This window comes from Pseudomonas sp. P1_A1 (genome assembly GCF_056406935.1).
In genome coordinates, this window is sequence record NZ_JBFTZE010000022.1 from 47,970 (window position 1) to 63,950 (window position 15,981).

General features: G+C 60.3%; 15 protein-coding genes and 2 pseudogenes. 5 read left to right on the plus strand and 12 right to left on the minus strand.

The genetic code is table 11. From position 1 onward, the window contains the following. Nucleotides 1-26: 26 nt before the first annotated feature. The 4 genes from AC1D2Q_RS25700 to AC1D2Q_RS25715 form a co-directional block, all read right to left on the minus strand. Nucleotides 27-1,229: a CaiB/BaiF CoA transferase family protein gene (locus tag AC1D2Q_RS25700; RefSeq protein WP_477814994.1), complete on the minus strand. Its 1,203-nt coding sequence runs from the start codon at nt 1,227-1,229 to the stop codon at nt 27-29. Nucleotides 1,230-1,249: 20 nt separating this feature from the next. Further along, nucleotides 1,250-2,413 (minus strand): acyl-CoA dehydrogenase family protein, encoded by a 1,164-nt coding sequence (locus AC1D2Q_RS25705; RefSeq protein ID WP_477814995.1) that lies wholly within the window; start codon nt 2,411-2,413, stop codon nt 1,250-1,252. 66 nt (nt 2,414-2,479) lie between these two features. Then, the gene (locus tag AC1D2Q_RS25710; protein WP_258613365.1) at nt 2,480-3,076 is read right to left on the minus strand and encodes a thiamine pyrophosphate-dependent enzyme; all 597 of its coding nucleotides are present in this window, start codon (nt 3,074-3,076) and stop codon (nt 2,480-2,482) included. Then, nucleotides 3,064-3,603 (minus strand): thiamine pyrophosphate-binding protein, encoded by a 540-nt coding sequence (locus AC1D2Q_RS25715; protein ID WP_018928360.1) that lies wholly within the window; start codon nt 3,601-3,603, stop codon nt 3,064-3,066. The genes AC1D2Q_RS25710 and AC1D2Q_RS25715 overlap by 13 nt, the downstream gene beginning before the upstream one ends. A gap of 344 nt (nt 3,604-3,947) precedes the next feature. Between AC1D2Q_RS25715 and AC1D2Q_RS25720 the strand changes: the two genes are divergently transcribed. After that, a complete protein-coding gene (locus tag AC1D2Q_RS25720; RefSeq protein WP_477814996.1) occupies nt 3,948-5,252 on the plus strand; it encodes a dicarboxylate/amino acid:cation symporter in 1,305 nt (434 codons plus the stop codon). A gap of 100 nt (nt 5,253-5,352) precedes the next feature. Here the strand turns inward: AC1D2Q_RS25720 and AC1D2Q_RS25725 are convergent, their stop codons facing one another. Genes AC1D2Q_RS25725 through AC1D2Q_RS25740 form a run of 4 tightly spaced genes read right to left on the minus strand, consistent with a single transcriptional unit; the run spans nt 5,353 to nt 8,529 of the window. Further along, nucleotides 5,353-6,567: a pyridoxal phosphate-dependent aminotransferase gene (locus AC1D2Q_RS25725; protein ID WP_477814997.1), complete on the minus strand. Its 1,215-nt coding sequence runs from the start codon at nt 6,565-6,567 to the stop codon at nt 5,353-5,355. Next, the gene (locus AC1D2Q_RS25730) at nt 6,564-7,202 is read right to left on the minus strand and encodes an RraA family protein (RefSeq protein WP_477814998.1); all 639 of its coding nucleotides are present in this window, start codon (nt 7,200-7,202) and stop codon (nt 6,564-6,566) included. Before AC1D2Q_RS25730 ends, AC1D2Q_RS25725 begins: the two co-directional genes overlap by 4 nt. Further along, nucleotides 7,202-7,864, minus strand: a complete 663-nt coding sequence (locus AC1D2Q_RS25735) for an RraA family protein (protein ID WP_305411800.1) — start codon at nt 7,862-7,864, stop codon at nt 7,202-7,204. Before AC1D2Q_RS25735 ends, AC1D2Q_RS25730 begins: the two co-directional genes overlap by 1 nt. Next, complete coding sequence (locus tag AC1D2Q_RS25740) at nt 7,864-8,529, minus strand: RraA family protein (protein WP_477814999.1); 666 nt, start codon at nt 8,527-8,529, stop codon at nt 7,864-7,866. The genes AC1D2Q_RS25735 and AC1D2Q_RS25740 overlap by 1 nt, the downstream gene beginning before the upstream one ends. Before the next feature lie 105 nt (nt 8,530-8,634). Between AC1D2Q_RS25740 and AC1D2Q_RS25745 the strand changes: the two genes are divergently transcribed. Both AC1D2Q_RS25745 and AC1D2Q_RS25750 read left to right on the plus strand, forming a co-directional pair. Next, nucleotides 8,635-9,528 carry a LysR family transcriptional regulator gene (locus AC1D2Q_RS25745; protein ID WP_477815000.1) on the plus strand — a complete coding sequence of 298 codons (894 nt, stop codon included), beginning with the start codon at nt 8,635-8,637 and terminating at the stop codon, nt 9,526-9,528. A gap of 160 nt (nt 9,529-9,688) precedes the next feature. Then, a pseudogene (locus tag AC1D2Q_RS25750) lies at nt 9,689-9,854 on the plus strand (alpha/beta fold hydrolase); the annotation flags it as partial. An 88-nt stretch (nt 9,855-9,942) separates the two neighbouring features. On the opposite strand, the gene AC1D2Q_RS25755 reads toward AC1D2Q_RS25750, so the two are convergent. Next, complete coding sequence (locus AC1D2Q_RS25755; protein ID WP_477815001.1) at nt 9,943-11,319, minus strand: MFS family transporter; 1,377 nt, start codon at nt 11,317-11,319, stop codon at nt 9,943-9,945. A 497-nt stretch (nt 11,320-11,816) separates the two neighbouring features. On the opposite strand from AC1D2Q_RS25755, the gene AC1D2Q_RS25760 reads away from it, so the two are divergent. Then, nucleotides 11,817-12,758 (plus strand): LysR family transcriptional regulator, encoded by a 942-nt coding sequence (locus tag AC1D2Q_RS25760; RefSeq protein WP_477815002.1) that lies wholly within the window; start codon nt 11,817-11,819, stop codon nt 12,756-12,758. Nucleotides 12,759-12,779: 21 nt separating this feature from the next. Here AC1D2Q_RS25760 and AC1D2Q_RS25765 read toward each other — a convergent pair. The 3 genes and pseudogenes from AC1D2Q_RS25765 to AC1D2Q_RS25775 all read right to left on the minus strand — a co-directional run. After that, nucleotides 12,780-13,547 (minus strand): annotated as a pseudogene (locus AC1D2Q_RS25765) (MurR/RpiR family transcriptional regulator); the annotation flags it as partial. Between the two features lie 59 nt (nt 13,548-13,606). Next, nucleotides 13,607-14,068 (minus strand): MarR family winged helix-turn-helix transcriptional regulator, encoded by a 462-nt coding sequence (locus AC1D2Q_RS25770; RefSeq protein ID WP_192351466.1) that lies wholly within the window; start codon nt 14,066-14,068, stop codon nt 13,607-13,609. A 183-nt stretch (nt 14,069-14,251) separates the two neighbouring features. Then, entirely contained in the window at nt 14,252-14,704 is a 453-nt protein-coding gene (locus AC1D2Q_RS25775) for an Ohr family peroxiredoxin (RefSeq protein ID WP_477815003.1), read from the minus strand. A 253-nt stretch (nt 14,705-14,957) separates the two neighbouring features. Between AC1D2Q_RS25775 and AC1D2Q_RS25780 the strand changes: the two genes are divergently transcribed. Next, nucleotides 14,958-15,965, plus strand: coding sequence for an Ldh family oxidoreductase (locus tag AC1D2Q_RS25780; RefSeq protein ID WP_477815004.1), 1,008 nt, complete (start codon nt 14,958-14,960; stop codon nt 15,963-15,965). Nucleotides 15,966-15,981: the final 16 nt, after the last annotated feature.

Genomic DNA, 15,981 nt, shown 5'->3' on the forward strand with positions numbered 1-15,981 from the left:
TCTCTCGGAATCTTTGAGCGTTGCAGTCAGATGGCCCCGGCGGCACGCATCTCTTCAATGCGCTCCGCGCCCAGCCCCAGTTCCCTGAGCAGCTGTTCGGTGTGTTGGCCAAGGCCCGGTACGGCATCCATGCGTGGCTCGAACGCGCTGTTGCTGCCGGGCGGGATCAGGCTTGGAATGGGGCCGGCGGAGGTTTCGACCGCTCGCCAGCGGTCACGGGCCTGAAGTTGCGGGTGGTCCCAGACACCTTGCATGTCATTCACCCGAGCGTTGGCGATCTGCGCATGGTCGAGGCGATCGATCACGGCATCGAAATTGAGCGTGGAGAACGATTCGATGATCAGTTCCCGTAGCGCATTGCGGTTCTCGACGCGTTTGAAGTTGGCCGAGAAACGCGGGTCTTTCGCCAGTTCGGGGGCAAGCAGCACCTTCTCGCAAAACAGCTGCCATTCACGCTCGTTCTGCAAACCGAGCATCACGGTGGTGCCGTCACCGATGGGGAAGGGGCCATAGGGGTAAATGGTGGCGTGCGCTGCCCCGGCGCGAGGGGGCGGAGGCGCCCCGTCGTAGGCGTAGTACATCGGGTAGTTCATCCACTCGACCAGGCTTTCGAGCATCGACACATCGAGGTGGCTGCCTTCGCCGGTCCGTTCGCGCAGCAGCAGGGCAGACAGGATTCCGGTGTAGGCGTACATGCCGGCCGCGATGTCGGCGATGGAGCAACCGGCCTTGGCCATGTCGTCCTCGCCCGGGCCGCCGGTGACCGACAGAAAGCCGCCCTCACTCTGGATCAGCAGGTCGTAGGCTTTCTTCTTCTCATAAGGACCACCGACGCCATAGCCTGAAATGTCACAGACAATCAGGCGTGGAAAGCGCTGGTGCAACGCCTCAAATGACAACCCCATCCGCGCAGCGGCACCGGGCGCCAGGTTCTGCACGAGCACGTCGGCAGTGGCGAGCAAACTGTCCAGCACCTCGGTGGCCGAGTCCTGTTTCAGGTCGAGGGTCAGGCTTTCTTTCGAACGGTTGGTCCAGACGAAGTGCGAAGCCAGACCGTTGACGCGTTGGTCGTAGCCCCGGGCGAAATCACCTGTGCCTGGACGTTCGACCTTGATCACCCGGGCGCCGAGGTCGGCCAGTTGGCGGGTGCAGAAGGGTGCTGCAATGGCATGCTCAAGGCTGACGACGGTAATGCCATCGAGCGGACGGAGGCCTTTGGGCTGGCTCATGATGTTTATCTCTCTTGTTATTAGAAAGAGCGCGGCAGTTCGAGCAGGTGTTCGGCAACGTACGACAGGATCAGGTTGGTGGAGATGGGCGCTACCTGATACAGGCGTGTTTCGCGGAACTTGCGCTCGACGTCGTATTCGCAGGCGAAACCGAAACCACCGTGGGTTTGCAGGCAAGCATTCGCGGCCTCCCAGGACGCCTTGGCCGCCAGGTACTTGGCCATGTTGGCGCTGGCCCCGGCGTTGAGGCCGCTGTCGTATTCCTCGCAGGCACGCCAGCGCATCAGGTCGGCCGCTTCGATTTCGATGTGGGCTTCGGCGATCGGGAATTGCACGCCCTGGTTCTGCCCGATCGGGCGTCCGAACACCACGCGGTCGCGGGCATAGGCGCTGGCCTTTTCGATAAACCAGCGACCGTCACCGATGCACTCGGCGGCGATCAAGGTGCGTTCGGCGTTCAGGCCGTCGAGGATGTACCGGAAGCCTTTGCCTTCTTCGCCAATCAGGCTGTCAGCGGGGATTTCCAGGTTGTCGAAGAACAACTCGTTGGTCTCGTGGTTGACCATGTTCGCGATGGGCTGCACGGTCATGCCGTTGCCGATGGCCTCGCGCAGGTCGACGAGGAAGATTGACATGCCTTCGGACTTTTTCTTCACGTCGGCCAAGGGCGTGGTGCGCGCCAGCAGGATCATCAGGTCGGAATGCTGGATCCGCGAGATCCACACCTTCTGCCCGTTGATCACGTACTTGTCGCCTTTGCGTACGGCGGTGGTCTTGATCTTGGTGGTGTCGGTGCCGGTGGTGGGCTCGGTCACTCCCATCGATTGAAGGCGCAATTCACCGTTGGCCAGTTTCGGCAGGTAGTAACTTTTCTGCGCCTCGCTGCCGTGTCGCAGCAGGGTGAACATGTTGTACATCTGCCCGTGCACGGTCCCGGAGTTGCCGCCGCAGCGGTTCACTTCTTCGAGGATCACCGAGGCCTCGGCCAGCCCCAGGCCGGAGCCGCCGTATTCAAACGGGATCATCGCCGCCAACCAGCCGGCATCGGTCAGGGCCTTGACGAAGGTTTCCGGAAAGCCTTTTTCTTCGTCGATTTTGCGCCAGTAAGCCGCATCGAATTCTGCGCAAAGAGCGCGTACGCCCTCACGGATGGCATTGAGTTCTTCAGCGTTGCGATCAGTCATTATTATTCTCCTCAACGGGTCACGCACGGCATCAGCCCTGCGTGACCCGGTCCGGGTAGGGCGCAATCAGATCGGGTTGAAACCCAGCGCAGCACGAAAGCGATTCTTGATGTAGTGACCATCACGCGGTGGCAGCACCCGTGGCGGGTTTTCCGCTTTGATCTTGATCGTTGCGAGCTTGACGCCATCGCGGGTGGCGAAGCGCTCGCGCAGGTCGTGCACGCCTTGCATGTCGCGGATTTCGTCGGTCCAGCTGAAGCCGCAGGTCTTCGCCACCTGGTCCAGGGAAATACCAAAACCCGCGTGGCTGACTTGCATGCCGGTTTCGCCAAAGTGACCGTTATCCAGCACAGCGATGGTCAGGTTGGCGGGTTTTTGCAGCGCGACGGTGGCCAGTGCGCCGAAGCCCATGAGCAACTCGCCGTCGCCGGTGACCACCACCACCGACTTGTCCGGCTGGGCATTCGCCAGGCCCAGGCCGACCGTGATGGCGCTGCCCATGGCGGCCCAGAGGTAATAATTCAGATCATGGTCGCCGGCGGCCATGACGTCATAGGACGCCGAGCCCAGGCCGGTCACGACCAGCACGTCCTTGCGATCGGCCAGCAAGGCCTTGACCACTTCGCGGCGGCACAGGGTGTGGTTGGCGCTTATTTGACCCATTTCTTTTCTCCAATCAGGCGCTGGCCGAGCAGCAGGGCAGTGGACGAATCTCCGTTGAAGGCCATGGTCGCGGCACCGTGCAGCAGCGGGGCGACGTCTTCGGGAACGTCCGCGCGCCAGGTCATGACTTTCATCAGGTTCAGGGAGGCTTCGGTGGCCTGGCCCATGGGGTTCTGCCACGCGTTGAATTCGGCCCAGTCACCGCGCATGGTCACCACCATCAACAGCGGAAAACCGGCACAGACCTGAAGTGCCAGGGTGTTGATGCAGTTTCCGACGCCGCTGGATTGCATCAACAGGGCACCGCGTTCACCGCCCAGCCAGGCGCCGGCGAGGTAGCCGATGCCTTCTTCTTCGGTGGTGAGGACCACGGCCTTGATGTCCGGGTCGGCATACGACATGCGGATGGCCGCCGAGTGGCCTGCATCCGGTACGAAGACCACATGTTTGACGTCGTGGGCCTTGAGCACGCGGAACACGTCCTCCTGCCAATCCTGTCCCACGGTTTGTTCAGCTTCTGTTGACATGCCAGTCTCCCAAGCAGTGCTGCTTTTGTGTTTTCACACATTCTGGGAGTGCTGGTTGCTGCCGACGACTACCGTTTTTGTCTTTGAGATATGCCTGTTTTGTATAGCTTGGCGATGAACGCATAGCGCAGCAGGGAACGGCGATAACCACACATTATGGGAAGAGCGAAACCGAGCAGCAGCCTTGCGCAAAGGTGCCGAGCCTGGGCGCCGGGCCATAGCATTTGGGCATATCAGCTAGAGCGTGATCCGCTCTTATTGAGGAGGTGGGGCTAGGGTAGTTTTCCGGCTACGTGGTTACAGCGCGTAACCGACGCAACAACAATAAGAAGGGGTTACACCTAATGAAAAACAGGCTACCGGCTGCGGCAGGCATTCTGATCGCCATGCTATTGGGGGTTCTTATCGGTTACATGATCTTCCTGAACTTCCCGGACAAAGCGATGGCGACCAGGATCGCCGGTTATATCTCGATCATCTCTGACATTTTTCTACGCCTGATCAAAATGCTCATCGCTCCTCTGGTGTTCTCGACCCTGGTGGTGGGCATCGCTCATATGGGGGATGCAAGCGCTATCGGCCGGGTATTCGGCAAGGCACTGGGCTGGTTCGTGACAGCCTCATTGATCTCGCTGTCGGTGGGGTTGGTCATGGCGAACATGTTGCAGCCCGGGCACAACCTGGGATTGCCGCTGCCAGACGTGACCAGTACGACCAACTTGCAAACGTCGGTATTCACCCTCAAGGATTTCATGACCCATCTGGTGCCCAAATCCTTCGCGGAGGCCATGGCCACCAACGAAATTCTGCAAATCGTGGTGTTCTCGATATTTTTCGGCGTCGCGTTGGCCTCCTTGGGCAAGAAAGCCGCCGGCCTGGTGAATGTCATCGAAGACTTGTCCCACGCAATGTTGAAGGTCACCGGTTATGTGATGAAGCTTGCACCACTGGCGGTGATGGCGGCCATGGCAGCGACCGTTGCCATCAACGGCCTGTCCATTCTGGTCAAGTTCGCCGTGTTCATGCGCGACTTCTATTTCGGGCTGATCGTGCTCTGGGTCATGTTGGTGTTTGCCGGCTGGATGTTCCTCGGACGGCGTGTGTTCAAACTGGTGGTGTTGATCAGAGAAGCATTCCTTCTGTCTTTTGCTACTGCCAGTTCCGAGTCGGCTTACCCGAAGATTCTTCACGCGCTGGATCGTTTTGGGGTCAAACGCAGAATCTCCAGTTTCGTCATGCCCATGGGTTATTCCTTCAATCTGGACGGCTCGATGATGTACTGCACCTTTGCCGTGCTGTTCATCGCTCAGGCGTATGGCATCGAGATGTCTATCGGTACGCAGATCACCATGCTGTTGACGCTGATGCTGACCTCCAAAGGCATGGCCGGCGTGCCGCGTGCTTCGCTGGTGGTCATTGCAGCGACCCTGACTCAGTTCGATATCCCCGAAGCCGGTTTGCTGCTGATTCTGGGGATCGACACCTTCCTCGACATGGGCCGCTCGGCAACCAACGCGGTGGGCAATTCCATCGCAACCGCGGTGGTGGCCAAATGGGAGGGTGAGTTGGTGAGTGAGGACGAGGCTGAGCGCCATGCAATTGCTCTGGATGTTCAGGGTGATACAGGAGAAAAACCGCTGACGGTCTGACTTGTTACCGATGCATCTTCAAGATCAAAGGGGGAGCATTCACAGAGGTGGGTGCTCGCCCTTTGTCGTTTATTCGGGTTTTGCTTGTTCCATATTCAAATTAACGCAGAGCGGCACAGAACGCGCGTATCGCCTCGCAGGCCTGGCGCAATGAAGCGTCATCCAGGGCATAGGCAATGCGAATGTATGGGCCAAGGCCAAAAGCGCTGCCATGCACCACCGCCACATCCGCTTCGTCGAGTAAGGCATGTGCGACATCTTCATCGCTGTGCAGCACTCGGCCACCCGGTGAGGTACGGCCGATCAAGCCGGCACAGGAGGCGAACGCGTAAAACGCTCCTGCTGGGCTGATGCATTCAAGACCTGGCGTATCGTTCAGCAGCGCCACCATCAAATCGCGACGACTCTGGAACACTGCACGGCTTTCGCGAATGAAATCTTTCGGCCCTTCCAGCGCGGCGAGTGCGGCTTGTTGCGAGACAGAACTCGCACCAGAGGTTTGCTGGCCCTGGAGTTTTTCCATGGCCTCCAGCAACCAGCGCGGCCCGGTGGCAAAACCGATGCGCCAGCCGGTCATGGCGTAGGCCTTGGAGACACCGTTCATGGTCAGGGTTCGTGCTGCCAGCCGTGGTTCAACCTGGGCCAGGGTATGGAACGTTTGATCGTCGAAGATCAGGTGCTCATAGATGTCATCGGCCAGGATCAGTACGTGGGGATGATCCAGCAACACCGCCGCCAGTGCGCGAAGCTCAGCTTCGCTGTACACCGCGCCGGTGGGATTGGACGGTGAATTGAGGATCAACCAGCGGGTCTGCGGGGTGATCGCGGCGGCCAGCGCCGAGGGCGTCAGTTTGAAGCCGGTGTTGGCATCGCAGGTAACGATCTGCGCTTCACCGCCGCACAGTTGCACCATCTCCGGGTAACTGACCCAGTATGGCGCCGGCACGATCACCTGGTCGCCCTCGTTGAGGGTCACGGCCAGGGCGTTGTAGATCACCTGTTTGCCGCCGTTGCAGACGAGGGTGTCTTGCCAGATGACGTCCAGGCCATTCTCGCGGCGGAACTTGGCGGCCACTGCTTCTCGTAGTGAACGTACCCCGGCGACCTGGGTGTAGCGGGTATGGCCGTGTTCAATGGCACTAATGGCCGCTTCGCGCACATGCTTGGGCGTATCGAAGTCGGGCTCGCCAGCGCACAGCGAAATGATCTTCGCGCCTTGTGCCCGGCGTTCCGCCACCCGGTCCATGATCCGGTAGGTTGCGGAAGGTTGCGCGCTGGCCAGGCGCTGGTTCAGTCGTTGGATATCAACGCTCATGCGCGGGTTCTCCACTCGGTCAGGTTCATCAGTTCCAGGGTCGAGCGGCCTTCGGTCAGCGCCTGCATCATCTGCGTTTCTTTGTTCGCGCGCGCCTCGCCTTCGGCCAGGGTACGTGCCGCATCCGCCTTGGGGATGATGATCACACCGTCATCGTCGGCCACCACCAGATCACCCTGAGCCACCAAGGCGCCGTTGAAATTGAACGGTTGCCCCACCGAAGGGGCGCTGGCCTTGACCGTGCCTTTGACCGAGATGCCACGGGCAAATACCGGGAACTGGCGTTTCTTCAGGGCCGCGATATCGCGCACGCCGCCATCGATCACCAGACCGACCACGCCAGCCGCTTCGGCCGCCACGGTGAGCACTTCGCCCCAGTAACCGGCGATGAAACCACCCGTGCCCACGACCAGTACGCTGCCACGGGGTACTCGCTCCATCGCCAGGTGCAGGGCCAGGTTGTCGCCCGGCGAACATTCCAGCGGGTAGGCGGGCGCGGCGATGAAGGCGCCGTCCCAGATCGGGCGGATGTCGCTGTCGACCGCGCAGGGCAGATGGGACGCCTCATACAGCGTCGAACTGCCCAACACTTTTGCCCGTGCGTGAAAATCCGCGGGGAAGGGGAGTGTGCTCATCAGGCTTTCCTCTGCAGGCTGTGATAGCCCAGGGCGGCCCGGGCTTCTTTAAGGGTTTTGCCCTGAGCGATCAGGGCGCGAATGTCGGCTTCGACCGATTCGATCTGACGGGCACACGCCGCCACTTCCGCCGCACGGGCGCGGGGCACGATCACCACGCCGTTGGCGTCGGCGACCACGATGTCTCGGGGGCAGACCCGCGCCGTGCCGATCGACACTGGCTGGTTGACCGACTGCACCTGTACGCGGTCCTTGCCGGTGCGCATGAAACGGCCCTTGCTGAAGATCGGATAGCCGTCGCCCAGTGCCTTGTTCACGTCACGGCAAACACCGTCGATGACGGTAGCGGCGATCTGTCGGGTGCCGGCGTACTGGGTCATGATGTCGCCCCAGACGGTGCAGTCGGTGCGGCCGCCGTTGTCGATGACCACCACGTCGCCGGGCGCGACGTCTTCGATGAAATCGCCCACCGTGCCCGGCGGAACACTGGCCGAGACGTACTGCACGGTGAACGCCGGTCCGACGACGACCTTGTTGTAGTTGTCCAGTGGCGCCACACCGAGGCATTGGCCGGGCAGGCCGAGTTTGTCCAGGGCATCGGAGACGCCCGGGGTGTCCAGGCCTTCAAACAGGGCGACCAGTTCTTTGTCTTCGATATTCATCAGGCGTGCTCCACGTGGATCGCTTCGAATTGGGTGTCATGCATCACTTCGGCTACCGAGCGGCCGCTGCGGACCGCCTCGACCATGCCGTCCTGGCGGCGGGCGATGCGCTCGCCGAGGTCGATCACTTTCTCGATATGGGTTGAGGGCACGAACACCGTGCCGCAGGTGTCGGCGATGACATAGTCGTTCTCGCTGACATCGACGCCGGCGACGTTRATCGTCACGCCAGCGTCGATCTGCACCAACCGATTGCGCGCGCTGATCATGGTCACGCCACGGCCGTAAACCGGGTAACCGATGACTTCGCTACCGTCGATGTCGCGACTGAAACCGTCGATCACCGTGCCGCGCACTTTCTTGCCGGCCGCTGCATTGGCGAGGATGTCGCCCCAGCAGGAAATGCCTTCGATACCACCGGCGATCACCAGCACGCGATCGTCGCTGTCGATCTGTTCAACCACCGGGGTAATCAGGTGCACTGTGGGCGCACTGTCGGATTTCGCGGCCAGCAGCACCGTGCTGGCGCGGCCGACAATCCTTGGGCAGTTCCACAACGGGCGCAGCCCAACGGTGGCACCCGGCAGGCCGAGGAAGTCGAGCGCATCGGAAACCGTATTGGTACCCAGCGCCGCCAAGCGATCCAGCAAACTTTTATTGATCATGGGAAAGCCCCAGTGGTGACGGAGGCGCCCAGTGTCAGTGAGACAATTTGATAGGTATATTACTAATCACAGATACGTTAGATACGTTAAACCTATGGATTAGCCATGATCAATTTTCGTCTGATTCGTCACCTCTGGTTGTTCCTCGCTGTTGCCGAAGAACAGAATTTCGGCCGCGCGGCCAAGCGCCTGGGCATGTCCCAGCCACCGCTGAGCGAGCAGATCCAGGTGTTGGAGCAGGCGCTCAAGGTCAAGCTGTTCGACCGTTCGCGACGCGGGGCGAAACTGACCCCTGTTGGCGCCGCGATCCTGCCGGCGGTGCGCAAGTTCGCCGACCAACTGGAGCGTCTGGAACTCGCCGTGGAGGAGGCGGTGGCGGGGCAGTCGGGGATGTTGACCATTGGTGCGATTTCCACGGCCATGTTCGATGTGTTGCCGGGGCTGATCGAGCAGTTGAAGAACGATTACCCGCACCTCACCGTGTCCGTGCGCGAGATTGACAGCGTTGAAGCCGTCCCGGCGCTGGAGGCCGGCGACATCGATTTGGCCTTCGCCCGGCTGGACGGTGATCTGGGGGCCTCGATCAAATCACTGCCGTTGACTCAGGACCGCCTGGTTGTGGCCCTGCCCAGCGATCACCCCTTGGCTGCACGCACACGAATCAGCCTGTCCAGCCTGGCCACTGAACCTTTGGTGATGTTTTCCCGAAAGGTCAGTCCGGTCTACTTTGACAATCTGATCGCAACCTGCCGCGCCAGCGGTTTTTCCCCGCGCGTGCTGCATGAAGTGCGCTCGGTCGCCTCGCAAATTGCCTTTGTCAGCTGCGGCCAGGGCATCGCACTAGTACCGGCGTCGCTGAAAAAACTGGCGCCCGACAACGTGGTGTTTCGAGCGCTGAGCCAGAAGCTCCATGTCGTGACCACAGCGGTGGCCTGGAATGCAGATCGGCCCAACCCGCTGGTGGAGCACCTGGTAACCCGGCTCCAGTCCCGGGCGTGAGTCGACCAAGGCCCTGTGCGTGAACAGCAATGATAGGTTTGGCGTATGTAAGCCTTCCCCTATAAGGAATTTACAGATGGCTCGATTCCCTTGAAATTGCGAGCCTGGCCGCCGGCAACCCAGGCTCGGCGCAACCTTTTCGCTCAAGGAGTCCAACATCGTGCCCTCACCAGAAACGTTCACTCACGTGCAACTCCCTCTGACGGTGGAGGGTGTCCAGCTGAACGTGGCTGCCATCCATCGCGACGGCCACCTGGCGCCGATTGTGTTCCTGCATGGGTTTGGTTCGACCAAGGAGGACTACGCCGACATCGTGCAGCAGCCCCCACTGCGCAATAACAAAAGAGGGCGCAGAACCTGTGGGAGCGTGCGATGCGGCGATCCCACAGGATCTTCGTTGCTCAAATTTCTTGGTCAGACCCTGGCTGCGCTCGGTTTTGAGTAACCCTTGATTCCGGTGCGCTCTTCGATCTCACCCGAGCCGCTGATGTACCCGTAGCGAGACAGGTTGGGCATCAGCATCGCGGCGATGAAGGTGATGGTGACTACCACGGCGACATAGAAGAAAAAATACTCCTCGATCCCCTGGGATCGCAGCGACAAGGCGACGTACTCGGCAGTGCCGCCGAATGCCGCATTGCCGACGGCATACGGAAAGCCCACGCCCAACGCGCGTACTGCCGGCGGAAACAGTTCGGCTTTGACGATCCCGGCGATCGGGGTGTAGAGCGATGCAATCGCCAGCCCGCCAAACACCAGCAGAAATGCCGTAAACGGGCTGCTGACCGACTGCAATGAATAGAGCAGGGGGATCACCAGCAACATGGCCAACCCGGAAAACATCAGCATGTGCGCCTTGATACCGATACGGTCGGCGAGCAAACCAAAGAGCGGCTGGCAGAACATGAAGCCAACCAGGGCGGCCGTCATGATTAAGCTCACCGTTTCCGGGCTGAAGCCTGCGGAGATCACCAGGAATTTCTGCATGTAGGTGGTGAAGGTGTAGAAGTACAGCGAACCACCGATGGTGAACGCCACTACCAGGGCGACCGCCCGTTTGTGTTTGAACAGGCCGCGCAGAGAGCCGGCATCTTTGCGGTTCATGTCTTTTTTAGTGGCGGTTTCATGCATGGCACGCCGCAGATACACCACCACGATCGAGCTTACGGCACCGATGAAGAATGGAATCCTCCAGCCCCATTCGCGCAACTCTTCGCCGGTCAGGGTTTGCTGGAGAATGACCACGGTCATCAAGGCCAACAGCTGCCCGGCAATGATGGTGAAGTACTGGAAGGAACCATAGAAACAGCGGCGACCCGGTGTCGCGATTTCGCTGATGTAGGTGGCACCGGTGCCGTACTCCGCGCCGACGGACAGGCCCTGAATCAGCCTGGCCACCACCAGCAGAATCGGTGCCGCGACGCCTATGGTTGCGTAGGTGGGCATGACGGCGATCAGCAGCGAGCCGGCGCACATCATGAACACCGAGATAATCATCGACACCTTGCGGCCACGGGTGTCGGCAATCCAGCCGAAGATCCAGCCTCCGAGCGGGCGCATGAAAAAGCCGACGGCGAAGACACCCGCAGTCGACAATAACTGGCTGGTGGTGTCCCCCTTGGGGAAAAACGAAGCGGCAAAATAGATGGCGGTGTAGGCGTAAATGAAAAAGTCGTACCACTCCACCAGATTGCCCGAGCAGGCACCCATGATGGCTTTGACGCGGTTCGGCGCTCTCATCGGAGCGGCTTCGCCAGCGTGGTCTTTGGCGTCTGTGATTGATGCGCACATGCTGTTCACCCTTTCTTCAAGGCGAGGCGATACGAGGAGCACGCTGATGCGTGTCCGACGTGACGGGCTCGATGGGTTGTCGGGTTTAACGAAGAGGCGTGAACCCGCTCATGGCCGGGTTTACGGAAGAGAAAGGKGAGGGAGGATGCACGAGCATGGCGAGCTGTACGTGGCCCGGGGAAACCGGACAGGTCAGGTAAGACGAAGCATTGAACATCATGGCGCGAGCCCTCGAATCTTATTCTTGTAGTGAGCCGGGCGCTCTTTGGCACCGACGTTGATTGCACGCTACCGCAGAGTCAGGAGGCTAATAAGCCGTCAGGCAGGCCTAACTGATATACCTGAATTTTATAGCTTGGCGTGCAGCCCCGGCGGGCTGGGGGATACAGCCGACTCGCCAGTCTTGAGGCCTCGCGATACGCGGTTGGCTAGGCATTCCAAGGTGCGCAAATGCGATTACACTCACAGCACTTTCGACGCATATCGCGCCGAGCCCGATGCTGACTGGCCTGGTAATGGATGTCGTTCAACTCAAGACCCTGATTCATGTGGCCGAGCTGGGCAGTCTCAGCAAGGCCTCCGATCGTCTTCACATCGCACAGCCGGCCCTGAGCCGGCAAATTCGATTGCTGGAAAAGGAGCTCGGTACTTACCTGTTTGATCGGCATGGGCGAGGCATGGAGATTACCGACGCCGGTCGCGAAGTGCTGGCCCATGCCACCCGAATCATGGAAGAAATGGAGTCCATCCGAAGCTCGGTGGTGGGCGGAAAAACCTCTTTTCGGGGAACGGTGGTTATCGGGACAACGCCTACGGTGGCGGAAATCGTCACCGTCCCTCTGGTGCGCAAGATCAAGGAGGCGCATCCGAATCTCGGCATCAGGTTTTCCTCGGCCTTCAGCGGCTACCTGCTGGATTGGGTTCAGCGTGGCGAATTGGAACTGGCGATTTCATACGATCCGCAACCCCTGCACACGCTGCGTATTGTGCCGGTGATGATGGAAAACCTGCTGTTGGTCGGCCCTGCCAGCGCCAACCTGCGTCTTGATACGCCGGTGTCGTTCGCGTCTCTGGCCGAGCAGCAATTGGTACTGCCCAGCGCCCGACATGGCCTTCGGGTGATTCTGGATAACTGTGCGCGTGAAGTCGGGATCAAGCTCAAGACCAGCGTTGAAGCCGACTCCTTTGGCGCGATGATCGACCTGGTCCGCAATGGCTTCGGTTTGACCGCTTTGCCGTTGGCCTCGATTTACGCGCAAATCGAAGCGGGCGTGCTCAGTGCTGCACCGTTGGTCGACCCCGTTCCCATGCGTAAATTGGTCCTGGTCTTTCCCGCGGACAGGCGAGTCAGCCCGGCCGCGAAATTTGTCGGGGAGGCTTTTATCGAGATCGCTGCGGATCTGGTCAATCGCAAGATCTGGGCTGGGCACTTGCTCTAAGCAATCCCTGCGACACCGATATCACTTCTTCGACGATTTACTGCTGGCGGGGATGTGCAAGTAAGACATCACGCTCTCAGTTAGCTCGGTCGCCAGCTTGACCGCTTCTTTATTGCGCGCCATCACACCCGCCACCAATCCTTCGATCAAGGCGAGCACGGCGATGTTGGAGCTGGTCATGACCGGATGGTCGGCGGGGGCAAACAGCACGTGTTCGGCAATGCTGGTGAGCGGCGATGCGGGTGAGTCGGTGATCGCCAGCACCGAGGCGCCGCGCTCATTGGCGAAGCGTGCGAGTTGCAGGGTATCGAGGGAATAACGCGGCAGGGAGATCGCCAGCAACACATCCTGATCGGTGATGGCGGCCAGGCGGTAAGCGGCGTTTTCGTTGCCGCCCTCCATGCTGATGGCGGTGGCGTCTGCACAGAAGGGCATCAGGGTCGAGGCCGCGAGGCCGGCGAAGTAGACGCTGTTGCCAAAGCCCAGGATGTAAATTTTGCGTGCTTCGATCAGGCGGGTGACGAGCGCTTCAAAGGTGTCTGCGTGGTTGTTGGTGGCTGCCGTGGCGAGGTTGCTGGTGGCGCTCTGGATTTGCTCATGCAGGCCAAATGCACCGCCAGGACGATGCGCCAGTTCGTTGCGCAGTTTGTCGACCGGCGACACCATCTGCTGCAACGTCGCGACCAGCTCGGCCTTCATGCCGGTGTAGCCACCCAGGTTCAGTGCCTTGGCCAGACGATTGACCGCGGCCGGCGAGGTGGAGGTTTCATGGGCCATTTCTTCGATAGAAAACGGGCGCCGATCAGGGCGCCCGTTTTTTCATTCCGGTATCAAGGTATTTGTTTTGCTCATCCCTCGGCTTTCGTCGATTTGATGAGGTTGTTGCGCAGTTTCACGATCGCGTTCTGCAACTGTGCGAACTCTTCCGGTTCCAGACCCGTTGCGTGGGAAAGGCCCTTCTCGGGGCGGTCTTCGCGTAGCTGTCGACCGCTTTTCGTCAGGCTGATCCGCACCTGTCTTTCGTCCTCGGGATCACGCTGCCTCTGCAGATAGCCCATCGCTTCCAGCTTCTTCAGGATCGGTGTGAGCGTGTTCGATTCGAGAAACAGCTTCTCGCCCAGGCTGCCCACGGTTTGGTGGTCTTCCTCCCATAGCGCAACGATGGTGATGTATTGCGTATAGGTGAGCCCCAAGTGCTCGAGTATCGGCTTATAGGCCTTGCCGAAGGCCAGGTTCGTGGAATAGACCGCAAAACACAGGAAGTCGGAGAGCTTCAGATCAGCGGGGACGGTCTTGTCAGTGCGTTTCATGTGCTTCCTCGTTGGCCAAAGTAGAAGGCTCGCAAAGGCAAAATATACCTCGTATACGATTGTGTCGGAACAGCTCTGATTGTTGACGGTGGCCGGTTCGACAGCAACGTCTGACCGGCCGCACGTATGGGTTTGTGATTCGTATGCGCTTAAAGCGCATGCGATGTATTTGAGGGGGAAATGCTAAGCCGTGAGAACGTTCAGGGCCACGTCGATATTGCCGCGCGTCGCCTTCGAGTACGGGCAAATTTGATCCGCGGTGTGCGCCAGTGTCGTCGCAACGTCGTGCGCCAGACCCGGCACGCGGAGCGTCAATCGAGCCTGAAGGAAGTAGGCCGCGCCGGTCTGGCCCAGATCGACTTCGATGTCGACCGACAAATCAGACGGCAGCACCACGTTCATGTCATTGGCCACCAGCCCGACAGCGGCGGTGTAGCAGGCCGACCATGCACCGGCGAACAATTGCTCGGCGGTCGGGTGTGGCTGAGCAGCGGCGAACACGTGCGCCGGTTTCGCGCTTCCAGGCGACGACAGCGTGATGTCGAGGCTGCCGTTATGGCCACGCGACGTGCTGCCAGCGGCGCTGGCGGTGGTGTGAGTCTTGCCGGTCATCAGGACTTTTTCGATCTTGCTCATGGGGTGGATCCTCAACGTTTCGAATGATGTGATTTGTGTGTCGTATGCGTTTGTATCGCATGCGATGTAATAATAATTGCGCAGGCACCCATCGATGTCAATCAGTCGGGTTGCGCCGCCCGACGAGTGGCCGGGCAATACGCCGTCCGACTGTTTCAGCGATGTGCCGAATTCGTCATCAACCCGACCTAAAGCGATCAAGCCGTGAGCCTTGGACTGGACCAGTCTGACCGGTCTATCCAAGGAGATGACCATGATTCGACTGACCCTGATCGAAGCCCGTGAATTGGCCGAATCGATCCTGTTGCACAACGGTTTTAACCTGGCCCATGCGCAAGCGGTGGCGGCGACGGTGATCGCCGGTGAGCGCGATGGCTGTGCCTCTCACGGTTTGTACCGGATTCTGGGCTGCGTGAATTCCCTGCGGGCCGGCAAGGTGTCGGCCGACGCCGAGCCACGGGTGATCGACCAGGCGCCGTCGATTGTGCGGGTGGATGCTGGCGGTGGTTTTTCGCAGTTGGCGTTTCAGGCAGGTTTGCCGCTGCTGGCGGAGAAAACCCGGGCCAACGGGATTGCGGCGTTGGCGATCAATCGTTGTGTGCATTTCTCGGCGCTGTGGGTGGAGATCGAGCAGTTGACCGCCGCCGGGCTGGTGGCGCTGGCGTGTAATCCGAGTCATGCCTGGGTGGCGCCGGCCGGGGGACGGGTGCCGGTGTTCGGCACCAATCCCATCGCCTTTGGCTGGCCGCGCGAGGGGCAGGATCCGTTTGTGTTCGACTTCGCCACCAGTGCGATTGCCCGTGGCGATATCGAGTTGCATCGGCGTGCCGGCAAGGCGATTCCCGAGGGCTGGGGCGTGGACGCCGAGGGGCGGCCGAGCACCGATGCCAGCGTGGTGCTCGACGGCGGCGCGATGCTGACGTTCGGTGGGCACAAGGGCTCGGCGCTGGCGGCAATGGTTGAGTTGATTGCCGGGCCTTTGATCGGTGACCTGACCAGTGCCGAGTCGCTGGCTTACGACGCGGGCAGCAAGTCATCGCCGTACCATGGCGAGTTGATCATCGCGCTGGATCCGCGACGTTTTCTGGGAGCGGCCACTGAAGAGCACTTGGCCCGGGCCGAGGTGTTGTTTCAGGGGATTGAAGGGCAGGGGGCGCGCTTGCCGTCGCAACGGCGTTATGCGGCGCGGAAGCACAGTTTGGTGGAGGGCGTGCAGATTCCCGAGGCGCTGTACAACGATCTGAAAGCACTGCTGAGTTGATAATCCGAGCTCCTGT

Bases quoted from the DNA above. Each gene is read 5' to 3' on its own strand.
- AC1D2Q_RS25700 (WP_477814994.1), bottom strand. From the start codon at position 1,229: ATGAGCCAGCCCAAAGGCCTCCGTCCGCTCGATGGCATTACCGTCGTC.
- AC1D2Q_RS25705 (WP_477814995.1), bottom strand. From the start codon at position 2,413: ATGACTGATCGCAACGCTGAAGAACTCAATGCCATCCGTGAGGGCGTA.
- AC1D2Q_RS25710 (WP_258613365.1), bottom strand. From the start codon at position 3,076: ATGGGTCAAATAAGCGCCAACCACACCCTGTGCCGCCGCGAAGTGGTC.
- AC1D2Q_RS25715 (WP_018928360.1), bottom strand. From the start codon at position 3,603: ATGTCAACAGAAGCTGAACAAACCGTGGGACAGGATTGGCAGGAGGAC.
- AC1D2Q_RS25720 (WP_477814996.1), top strand. From the start codon at position 3,948: ATGAAAAACAGGCTACCGGCTGCGGCAGGCATTCTGATCGCCATGCTA.
- AC1D2Q_RS25725 (WP_477814997.1), bottom strand. From the start codon at position 6,567: ATGAGCGTTGATATCCAACGACTGAACCAGCGCCTGGCCAGCGCGCAA.
- AC1D2Q_RS25730 (WP_477814998.1), bottom strand. From the start codon at position 7,202: ATGAGCACACTCCCCTTCCCCGCGGATTTTCACGCACGGGCAAAAGTG.
- AC1D2Q_RS25735 (WP_305411800.1), bottom strand. From the start codon at position 7,864: ATGAATATCGAAGACAAAGAACTGGTCGCCCTGTTTGAAGGCCTGGAC.
- AC1D2Q_RS25745 (WP_477815000.1), top strand. From the start codon at position 8,635: ATGATCAATTTTCGTCTGATTCGTCACCTCTGGTTGTTCCTCGCTGTT.
- AC1D2Q_RS25755 (WP_477815001.1), bottom strand. From the start codon at position 11,319: ATGTGCGCATCAATCACAGACGCCAAAGACCACGCTGGCGAAGCCGCT.
- AC1D2Q_RS25760 (WP_477815002.1), top strand. From the start codon at position 11,817: ATGCTGACTGGCCTGGTAATGGATGTCGTTCAACTCAAGACCCTGATT.
- AC1D2Q_RS25770 (WP_192351466.1), bottom strand. From the start codon at position 14,068: ATGAAACGCACTGACAAGACCGTCCCCGCTGATCTGAAGCTCTCCGAC.
- AC1D2Q_RS25775 (WP_477815003.1), bottom strand. From the start codon at position 14,704: ATGAGCAAGATCGAAAAAGTCCTGATGACCGGCAAGACTCACACCACC.
- AC1D2Q_RS25780 (WP_477815004.1), top strand. From the start codon at position 14,958: ATGATTCGACTGACCCTGATCGAAGCCCGTGAATTGGCCGAATCGATC.